Source organism: Pseudomonas agronomica (assembly GCF_025917275.1).
In the GTDB taxonomy this organism is placed as follows: Bacteria; Pseudomonadota; Gammaproteobacteria; order Pseudomonadales; family Pseudomonadaceae; genus Aquipseudomonas; species Aquipseudomonas agronomica.
Map to the genome: position 1 here is coordinate 1 of NZ_JAOSHO010000186.1, position 9,251 is coordinate 9,251.

Sequence of the window (9,251 nt, forward strand, 5' to 3'; positions counted from 1 at the left end):
TGTGGGAGCGAGCTTGCTCGCGAAGGCGGCCTCGACAGCAGCGAAAATCCGCTGCCGGTGAGGTTGCCATGAAACCCATCGTCATCATCGGCGCCGGCCCCGCCGGTATCCGCGCTGCGCAAACCCTGGTCACCCATGGCCTCTATCCGGTCCTGCTGGACGAAGCCGCGCGCGGTGGCGGGCAAATCTACCGGCGCCAGCCCGTGAACTTCACCCGCCCGTCGGAGAAGCTGTATGGCTTCGAAGCCGCCAAGGCCAACGCCATCCACCAGACTCTGGATGAGTTGCGCAAGCAGCTCGATTACCGTCCCGACACGCTGGTATGGAACGCCGAAGCCGGTCAATTGGACACCTTGCATGAGGGCCGCACCGCTCGCCTGGATTACACCAGCGTGATCGTCGCAACGGGGGCCACCGACAGGGTCCTGCCGGTCCCTGGCTGGACCTTGCCAGGCGTCTACAGCCTGGGCGCGGCGCAGATCGCCCTGAAGTTCCAAGGTTGCGCCGTAGGTGAACGTGTGGTGTTCGCAGGCAGCGGGCCACTGCTTTATCTGGTCGCGTACCAATACGCCAAGGCCGACGCCAACGTCGTCGCCGTGCTCGACAGCTCGCCGTTGAGCGCGCAGATCCGCGCCCTGCCCGGCCTGCTGGCGCAACCGGCCACGCTTGCCAAAGGGCTTTATTACCGCGCCTGGCTGACGACTCATGGAATCCCGGTACATCAAGGTGCCAGCCTTGCACGCATCGAGGGCGAGCGCCGGGTGCAGTCGTTGAAATGGCGCAACAAAAAAATCGAGCAAACCCTCGATTGCGATGCGGTCGCCTTCGCCCATGGCTTGCGCAGCGAAACCCAACTGGCCGATCTGCTGGGCTGCGAATTTGCCTGGAGCCCGCTCAACCGCGCCTGGCTACCGCAACGCGACAGTGCCGGGCGCAGCAGTTCAGCAGGGGTCTACCTGGCCGGCGACGGCGCCGGGATCATGGGTGCCGACGCTGCCGAGATGGCGGGTGAGCGAGCGGCCCTGGCGCTGCTCGAAGACCTCGGCTACCGAGTCGACCCGCAACGTTGCACCCAGCTGGAACAGTCTCTCGTCCGCATCGGCCATTTCCGCCAGGGCCTGGAGCGCGCCTTTGCCTTCCCCGAGGACTGGGCCGGCGTCGCTCCCGACGACCTGATGATTTGCCGCTGCGAAGAAGTCAGCGTCGGCGATATCCGCCAGGTCGTCCGGGAAGGTCATTGGGAAATCAACCGGGTCAAGGCCCATTGCCGGGTCGGCATGGGCCGCTGCCAAGGGCGGATGTGCGGTGCCGCGGCAGCAGAAATCATCGCCCATGAAAGCGACCGCGCCGTCGGGGAAATTGGCCGCTTGCGGGCACAGGCACCGGTCAAGCCCGTGCCGTTTGGCCTGGAGGTCGAGCCATGATCGAGGTCGATGCAGTGATCATCGGTGGCGGCATCGTCGGCGCCTCGGCGGCGTTGTTCCTGAGCAAGGCCGGACGTCGTGTGGCGCTGCTGGAGCGGGACTTCTGCGGCTCGCACTCCAGCGGCGTGAATTACGGCGGCGTGCGGCGCCAGGGCCGTCCGTTGTCGCAACTGCCGCTGTCGCAACGGGCGCATGAGATCTGGGGGCAATTGCCGCAATTGATCGGCATCGACGGCGAGTATCAGCGCAGCGGCCATCTGAAGCTGGCCCGCAGCCTCGATGACTTGCGTTCGTTGCAGGACTACGCCGCCAGCAGCCGGGGCTTTGGCCTCGATTTGCAGCTGCTGGATCGCGACGAATTGCGCAGGCGATTTCCGTGGGTCGGCAGCGTCGCGGTCGGCGCCTCGCTGTGCCCGGACGACGGTCACGCCAACCCGCGCCTGGTCTCGCCGGCATTTGCCCAGGCGGCCCGCAAGCACGGCGCGCAGGTCCACGAACAGTGCCCGGTCAGCCAGGTCACGCACGACGGCCAGCGCTTTGTCGTGCGCACCGAAACCGGCCTCGAATTTCGCGCGCCGTGGCTGTTGAACTGCGCCGGCGCCTGGGCGAGCCGGTTTGCCGCGCAGTTCGGCGAAGCAGTGCCGATGCACGCCGGGCACCCGGCGATGCTGGTGACCGAGCCGCTGCCGGTGGTGATGGACGCCAGCACCGGCGTCGAGGGCGGTGGCATCTACGCGCGCCAGGTCGCCCGGGGCAATTGCGTATTGGGCGGCGGCCAGGGTTTCGCGCTGGACGATGCCCGCGCCCGGCCCGGCCAGAACGCGGTCATCGAGATCCTGCGCCAAGCCGTCGAACTCTACCCGTTCCTGGAGGGTGCCCAGGCGATCCGCACCTGGAGCGGCACCGAAGGCTACTTGCCCGATCGCCAACCGGTGATCGGCCCCAGCAGCACCCAACCCGGTCTCTTGCATGCGTTCGGCTTCGCCGGCGCGGGCTTCCAGATCGGCCCGGCGGTGGGCCAGGCGCTCACCGAGATCATCTGCAGCGGGGCTTCGTCCACGCCGCTGGATGCGTTTTCCATCACCCGGTTCCACTCCATCTCCGTTGCTTGATAGAGGAAGGTCGCGCCAATGAATAACGTCAAACGCAGTGCACTGTTCGGTTTCTGCTCGCTGGGTTCCGCTTGCCTGGGCGCCCTGCTCCCGGTCACCCAGGCGTTGGCCGAGCCGACGCTTTACCTGGGCATGAACGGCGGCACTATGGAGCGGTTGTATGCCGACAAGGTCTTGCCGGCCTTCGAGAAAGCCAACAACGTCAAGGTGGTGATCGTGCCGGGCACTTCGGCCGATATCCTTGCCAAGGTCCAGGCCAGCAAGGGCAACCCGCAGATGCACGTGATGTTCCTGGACGACGGCATCATGTACCGCGCCATCGCCATGGGGCTATGCGACAAACTGCAGGACAGCGCGCCCCTGGCGCAGATTCCCGCCAAGGGACGCATCAAGGACCAGGCCGTCGCCGTCAGCCTCGGCGTCACCGGACTGGCGTATAACACGCGGCTGTTCAAGGAAAAGGGCTGGGACGCACCGACGTCGTGGATGGACCTGGCCGATCCGCGATTCAAGGACAAAGTAGTCTTCCAGTCCATGGCCTCGTCCACCTTCGGCCTGCACGGTTTCCTGATGTTCAACCGGATCCAGGGTGGCAGCGAAACCGATGTCGAGCCGGGCTTCAAGGCGTGGCCGAACACGGTCGGGCGTAACGTGTTGGAGTACATCCCCAGCTCGGCGAAAATCTCCGAAATGTTGCAGACCGACGAAGCGGCGCTGTTCCCACTGACGCCGACCCAAGTCACTGCGTTGAAACTCAAGGGCATGCCGGTCGAATATGCGCAGCCGAAGGAAGGCGCGGTGGTGCTGAACGTCGCCGAATGTGCCGTCGCCCAGAACAGCGAACCCGAACTCGCGCAAAAGCTCGCCGCGTTCCTGCTGACGCCCGAGGCCCAGGCCATCGCCCTGGAAGAAGGCGACCAGATCCCGTCCAACCCCAACACGCCGACCACCGACAAGACCCGTGGCCAGGTGGAGGCAATGAAAAAATACCTGGACACCGCGATTGCCGTGGATTGGGATCAGGTCAACGAACAACGTCCGGCATGGAATGCGCGGTGGAACCGCAGCATCGAGCGCTAAAACGCGCTTTGCGGTTATCATGGGGGCCAACTCACAAACCCAGCCGATCACCTGTGGCGAGGGAGCAAGCTCTCTCGCCACAGGTTTTTCTGCGCGCTTTTCTCTTGTTCAACAGCGAACCCACCCATGCACACCCTCGCCCAACTGCGCGCCGGCCAACTTTCAGGCATAACCCGACTGGACCTGGCCTGCGGCTTGACGGAGTTCCCCCGGGAAATCTTCGAACTGGCCGACTCCCTTGAGATCCTCAACCTCAGCGGCAATCAGTTGGACACACTGCCCGACGACCTCTATCGACTGCCCCACCTGAGGGTGCTGTTCTGCTCGGACAATCGCTTCACCGAACTGCCCGAATGCCTGGGCCGTTGCAGCGCGTTGACCATGGTCGGCTTCAAGGCCAACCAAATCGAACACGTGACCAGCGCTGCCCTGCCGCCACTGCTGCGCTGGCTGATCCTGACCGATAACCGCATCAGCCATCTGCCGGATGAGCTGGGCCGACGCCCGCACCTGCAAAAACTGATGCTGGCCGGTAATCGCCTGCGCGCGTTGCCGCAGAGCCTGGCCCAGTGTCATCGCCTCGAATTGCTGCGTGTTTCCGCCAATCAACTGGCCGAGTTGCCGTCGTGGTTGCTGGAGCTGCCTAGCCTCAGTTGGCTGGCCTACGCCGGTAATCCATTGGAAATTGAAGCCGATGACGAGGCGCTGCACGTCGCGATGCCGATCGACTGGTCGCAATTGAGCTTGCAGCGCTCAGTGGGCGAAGGCGCTTCAGGCGTGATCCACCAGGCGCTGTGGCAACCGCCAGGCCGCGCAGCACGCGACGTCGCGGTCAAGCTCTATAAAGGCCAGATGACCAGCGACGGCTCGCCGTTGCATGAGATGCACGCGTGCATCACCGCAGGAAAGCACCCCAACCTGATCGAGGTGCTGGGCCAGGTCAACGGCCATCCTGAGCAACAGGCCGGGCTGGTGATGGCCCTGATCGGCCCCGATTACCGCAACTTGGCCGGGCTGCCGAGCCTGGCGTCTTGCACGCGTGACGTGTATGCCGATGAACTGCGCCTGGAGGCCGAGGTCGCCTTGCGCATTGCGCGGGGCATCGCTTCGGTGATGGCCCACCTGCATCGCCAGGGCATCACCCATGGGGATCTGTACGGGCACAACATTCTTTACAATGACCACGGCGATTGCCTGCTGGGGGACTTTGGCGCGGCGTCGTTCCATGCCCCGGTTGATGACAGACAGACCCGCGCGTTGCAACGCATCGAGGTGCGGGCCTTCGGGATTCTGCTGGGAGAGTTGCTGGCGCGGATCGATCCGGCGCTGGGTATTGAGGACCTTGCACGAGTACAAGACCTGGAGGCGCGCTGCTGTCAGCCGAATGTGCTGGCGCGGCCAGGGTTTGATGAGATTGAAGACTTATTGCACGACCGTGACGAGAGAGCTTGCCCCCGCAGAGCCCTGTAGGAGCTGCCGAGCGCAGCGAGGCTGCGATCTTCTTACAGGTGCTTGAGCTCCCGTTGAAAGACCAAAAAAGATCGCAGGCTTCGCCAGCTCCTACAGGACCCGGTGGGGATAAATGCCCTCGTCACAGGACGAGGGTTTAACCCGCCAAGCCGACAAACATGTCCTGCACGTCGTCATGGTTGTCGAGGCCTTCGAGGAAGGCCTCGACTTCGGCCATCTGCTCATCGGTCAGGCCGCTGACCGGGTTTTTCGGCTGATAGCCCAATTTGGCGGACAACACCGTGAAGCCCTGCTCCGGCAACGCCTTTTGCACGGCGTCGAGATCGGCAGGCTCGGTGATGAACAGCGTCGCGCCGTCCTCGCCCGGTTCGAAATCCTGGGCTCCGGCCTCGATGGCGGCCATTTCCGGATCAGCATCCGGGCTATCCGGGGCGGCCTCGATCATGCCGACGTGATTGAAATCCCAGGCCACCGAGCCCGAAGCGCCAAGTTGGCCCTTGCGGAACGCGACGCGGATCTCGGCGACGGTACGGTTGATGTTGTCGGTCACGCACTCAACGATCAGCGGCACCTGATGGGGCGCAAAACCTTCGTAGGTGACACGATGGTATTGCACGGTCTCGCCAAGCTGGCCGGAGCCCTTCTTGATCGCACGCTCCAGGGTCTCGCGGGGCATCGAGGCCTTTTTGGCCTGCTCAACCACCAGCCGCAAGTGCGCATTGGTCGCGACATCGGCGCCGTTGCGCGCGGCAATAGTGATTTCCTTCACCAGCTTGCCGAAGATCTTGCCCTTGGCGTTGGCAGCCGCTTCTTTGTGTTTAACCTTCCACTGTGCGCCCATTACTCACTCTCTTGTCTGACGCGCCGAGACATCTGCCGGCCGGCGCTGTGGCGCAAGTTTATACGCCCATAACCGGCTGATCGACCAAAAAATCGCTCCCACCGAATCGACATTTTCACAACATGCTGTAGGGCGTTTCCGAAATAGCCATTCTGGCACGGCGTCATACGCTGGGGTTTCGTACCCTTCGCACTTCTCTTCGTAAAAATATGGGCGGCAATGCGCAACGATATGGAAAACCCCTTCAGCCTGACGATCATGCAAGGCGACTTGCGCCTGCATGTCCTGAGGCTCAACGGTCGGGAAGCCCTCAATCACCCGTACCGCTTCGAACTCGACCTGATTGGCCTGGTGCCGCCAATCAGCCCCGACACCCTGTTGGGCCAAGCGGCCTTCTTGCGCCTGGACGGTGAGTCCGGCGTACACGGGATCGTGCACAACGTCAGCCTGAGCGTCGGTGCTGCGCACCGCGTCGGCTACCGGGTGACGCTGGTGCCGTCTATTCAGCAACTGGAACAAGCACCGCGGCGTCGGGTTTTTCATCGGCTCACAGCCGTGCAGATCCTGCGGCACCTGCTGGAAGAAAACTCGATACCCGCCCACAGCTATCGCTTCGAACTGCCAAACGGACACTACCCGTGTCGTCCATTTTGTATCCAGTACGACGAAAGCGACCTGACGCTGTTGCAGCGGCTATGCGAAGAAGAAGGCATTCATTACCACTTCGAACACAGCCCCCGGGGTCACGTCATGGTGTTTGCCGAGGATCCGAAGAGCTTTCCTGTACAAGCGGTTGAACTGCTCATGGAGGCGGATAAAGTCGGCGCGATTACGCGGTTATACCAACGCCATCATTCGATATCCCCTGGTCCGCCCTACGGATTTCACGACCGTGCAGTGGCCGAAACGACCGACACCGCGAAACCTGCATCCCAGGAGGCGGCGCACGAAAGCATGCGTGACCACCCGACACGAATTCACCGTTTCCAGGCAGGCCGACGGCGTCTCGAACGGTTGCGCTACCGAAAACGAGAGATCCACGGACACACCGTCTCACCAGCCCTGCGCAGCGGTCATATCGCGCGGATCGATGGGCACCCGGTATCGACGTTCAACGACCAATGGCTGATTACCGAGGTTCGGCATCGTGGACGACAATATTCAATTCTTGAAACGAACCGGCCAACCCCACCCGCGACCAAGGGCTACCGCAATCAGTTCTGCGCGATCCCCTGGTCCTCTGTATACCGACCGCTCCTCATGCATCCCAAGCCATGCGTACCCGGTTATCACCTCGCCTATGTACTCGGTCCGCCCGGCCAGGCCGCGACCTGCGACGTACAAGGCCGGGTCATGGTCAGTCTCTGGAACCGCGACGACGAAGGCATTGCGCTGCCCGTGTCACGCCTGACGCCCGGCGATCAACCTGCGTTGCTGGCCGGTAGCGAGGTCCTGGTGAGTTTCCTCGACGGCGATCCCGACCGGCCGGTTCTTTGCGTGGGAATGCACGAACCCGGCCCAGGCATAGGTGGCCCCGCGTCGCCCCGCCCCTTGGCGCCGAACAACAATACGGGCTTGTTGTTCGACTGGCTCTTGAACCCACCGGACATCACCCCTTGAGAAAAACCCATGATTGAGCCGCAAGAATGGGGTCGCGCCCGGCTGCATGGCGAGAGCATTTCGTGGGCGGATCATTTAATTCATCGACGCAACATGATCTGGCTCATGCAAACCCAGCGAAACGGGCTTAAAGTGCAAGCACAACGCTGCTCTAGACAGCGCTTTACCCTGATGGCTGGAGAAACCCGCATGCCCTGGAAAAATTCCGCAAACCGCTACAGTACCGTCACGGTCACCTTGCATTGGCTGATGCTGGTGCTGTTGGCCGTGGTTTATGCCTGCATTGAGTTCAGAGGGGTTTTCCCCAAGGGCAGCGGCGGTCGAACGCTGATCAAGGAAGCGCATTTCATGCTCGGCCTGACGGTGTTCCTGCTGGTCTGGCTACGCCTGTTTGCTCGCAGCATGGGCAAGGCACCAGCGATTTTTCCGGCGTCGCCCGCCTGGCAAACCTTCCTGGCGCGCCTGATGCACTGGGCCTTGTACCTGTTCATGATCGCCATGCCGCTGTTGGGCTGGTTGATCACCAGCGCCGAAGGGCATCAGGTAATGTTCTATGGTTTTGATTTGCCGCTGCTTATCGAGCCGGACAAAGCCTTTGCCAAGCAAGTGGAAGGCTGGCATGTGCTCGGCGGCACCATTGGCTATTGGTTGATTGGCCTGCATGCGTTGGCGGGGCTGTATCACCATTATGTGGTACGCGATAACACGTTATTGCGGATGATGCCCAAGCGCGGCTGAAGATGCTTAATGAAGCCCCCGGCGGCCCTGCAAGCCGCCGGTATGGACGAAGATCAGTCGAGTGCCGACGGCAAACTGTCCGGCCTCGACCCGAGCCTTGAGCAGCATCAGCGCCTTGCCGGTGTACAACGGCTCCAACTCGATCTGCGCGGTGGTTTCGATGAAGGTTGTGAGCCCTTCGTCAACCCGGGCAAATCCGCCACGACTGCCGTCAATCAGTTCATAAAGCGGATTGCCCAATCCCGCCTCTTCCATGATGCTTTCGACCTGCTGCTTCACGCCGTGGTTTTCGGGAACCGCCAGCACGCCATGGACCGGACGCCTCCCCGCTTCCGCCAGTACAAGGCCGGCCAGCGACGTTCCAGTGCCGCACGCCAGCCACCAGCCGTGATAATCGCTCCACCCCAAACCCGCCGATTGATCGCGAACGCTGGTCTCCCAGCTCATGCAGCCTTGCGCGCCTGGCAACCCCGAGCCGCCTTCAGGGATCGGCCACAACTGCGGGTATTGCGCCTGCCAGGGTGTCCAGAAATCCGCATCATGGCGCCTTCGGTACCCTTCATAACCCAACCAGTGCAGCGTCATGCCGAACGCTTTCAGGTCGAGTACGGTCGGCGTTTCCCGGGGATGGCCACGCAACAGCCCCACCGTCGGGAAACCGAATCGCTGGCCCGCCGCTGCCAATGCATGCAGGTGATTGGAGTAAGCGCCCCCAAGGCTGATGATTCCCTGCGCACCCGCCACATGGGCGGCGTGCAAATGATGAAGGAGCTTGAACCACTTGTTGCCACTGATCAGCGAATCGATCCGGTCCAGGCGCAACACCGCCACCTCGACGCCGGCATGGGCGAGCCAGTCCAGGTGAAGGGGTTCGAGACGAGGCTGGGGGTGCCAGTCGAGGGCAGAAAGCAGCATTGAAAAAAGATCAGGATGGGATGTGCCGGCATCTTAACAGTTGCCCCACCC

General features: G+C 62.6%; 8 protein-coding genes. 6 read left to right on the forward strand and 2 right to left on the reverse strand.

Features of this window, described 5'->3' with window-relative positions; genetic code table 11:
- Positions 1–68 precede the first annotated feature (68 nt).
- From OC610_RS14810 to OC610_RS14825, 4 genes are all read left to right on the forward strand, one after another.
- Positions 69–1,424, forward strand: coding sequence for an FAD/NAD(P)-dependent oxidoreductase (locus OC610_RS14810; protein ID WP_264428670.1), 1,356 nt, complete (start codon positions 69–71; stop codon positions 1,422–1,424).
- The gene (locus tag OC610_RS14815; protein ID WP_264428672.1) at positions 1,421–2,536 is read left to right on the forward strand and encodes an NAD(P)/FAD-dependent oxidoreductase; all 1,116 of its coding nucleotides are present in this window, start codon (positions 1,421–1,423) and stop codon (positions 2,534–2,536) included. Before OC610_RS14810 ends, OC610_RS14815 begins: the two co-directional genes overlap by 4 nt.
- An 18-nt stretch (positions 2,537–2,554) precedes the next feature.
- Positions 2,555–3,616 carry an ABC transporter substrate-binding protein gene (locus tag OC610_RS14820; RefSeq protein ID WP_264428674.1) on the forward strand — a complete coding sequence of 354 codons (1,062 nt, stop codon included), beginning with the start codon at positions 2,555–2,557 and terminating at the stop codon, positions 3,614–3,616.
- 126 nt (positions 3,617–3,742) lie between these two features.
- The gene (locus OC610_RS14825) at positions 3,743–5,086 is read left to right on the forward strand and encodes a leucine-rich repeat-containing protein kinase family protein (RefSeq protein ID WP_264428676.1); all 1,344 of its coding nucleotides are present in this window, start codon (positions 3,743–3,745) and stop codon (positions 5,084–5,086) included.
- 136 nt (positions 5,087–5,222) lie between these two features.
- On the opposite strand, the gene OC610_RS14830 is transcribed toward OC610_RS14825, so the two are convergent.
- Complete coding sequence (locus tag OC610_RS14830) at positions 5,223–5,927, reverse strand: YebC/PmpR family DNA-binding transcriptional regulator (protein WP_030140051.1); 705 nt, start codon at positions 5,925–5,927, stop codon at positions 5,223–5,225.
- Between the two features lie 219 nt (positions 5,928–6,146).
- Here OC610_RS14830 and OC610_RS14835 point away from each other — a divergent pair, with 219 nt between their 5' ends.
- Positions 6,147–7,547, forward strand: coding sequence for a type VI secretion system Vgr family protein (locus OC610_RS14835; RefSeq protein ID WP_264428678.1), 1,401 nt, complete (start codon positions 6,147–6,149; stop codon positions 7,545–7,547).
- A 189-nt stretch (positions 7,548–7,736) separates the two neighbouring features.
- Positions 7,737–8,285: a cytochrome b gene (locus OC610_RS14840; RefSeq protein ID WP_264428679.1), complete on the forward strand. Its 549-nt coding sequence runs from the start codon at positions 7,737–7,739 to the stop codon at positions 8,283–8,285.
- Positions 8,286–8,291: 6 nt separating this feature from the next.
- Here OC610_RS14840 and OC610_RS14845 read toward each other — a convergent pair whose 3' ends face one another.
- Complete coding sequence (locus tag OC610_RS14845) at positions 8,292–9,200, reverse strand: 1-aminocyclopropane-1-carboxylate deaminase/D-cysteine desulfhydrase (RefSeq protein WP_264428681.1); 909 nt, start codon at positions 9,198–9,200, stop codon at positions 8,292–8,294.
- Positions 9,201–9,251: the final 51 nt, after the last annotated feature.

Bases quoted from the DNA above. Each gene is read 5' to 3' on its own strand.
- OC610_RS14810 (WP_264428670.1), top strand. From the start codon at position 69: ATGAAACCCATCGTCATCATCGGCGCCGGCCCCGCCGGTATCCGCGCT.
- OC610_RS14825 (WP_264428676.1), top strand. From the start codon at position 3,743: ATGCACACCCTCGCCCAACTGCGCGCCGGCCAACTTTCAGGCATAACC.
- OC610_RS14835 (WP_264428678.1), top strand. From the start codon at position 6,147: ATGCGCAACGATATGGAAAACCCCTTCAGCCTGACGATCATGCAAGGC.
- OC610_RS14815 (WP_264428672.1), top strand. From the start codon at position 1,421: ATGATCGAGGTCGATGCAGTGATCATCGGTGGCGGCATCGTCGGCGCC.
- OC610_RS14820 (WP_264428674.1), top strand. From the start codon at position 2,555: ATGAATAACGTCAAACGCAGTGCACTGTTCGGTTTCTGCTCGCTGGGT.
- OC610_RS14845 (WP_264428681.1), bottom strand. From the start codon at position 9,200: ATGCTGCTTTCTGCCCTCGACTGGCACCCCCAGCCTCGTCTCGAACCC.
- OC610_RS14840 (WP_264428679.1), top strand. From the start codon at position 7,737: ATGCCCTGGAAAAATTCCGCAAACCGCTACAGTACCGTCACGGTCACC.
- OC610_RS14830 (WP_030140051.1), bottom strand. From the start codon at position 5,927: ATGGGCGCACAGTGGAAGGTTAAACACAAAGAAGCGGCTGCCAACGCC.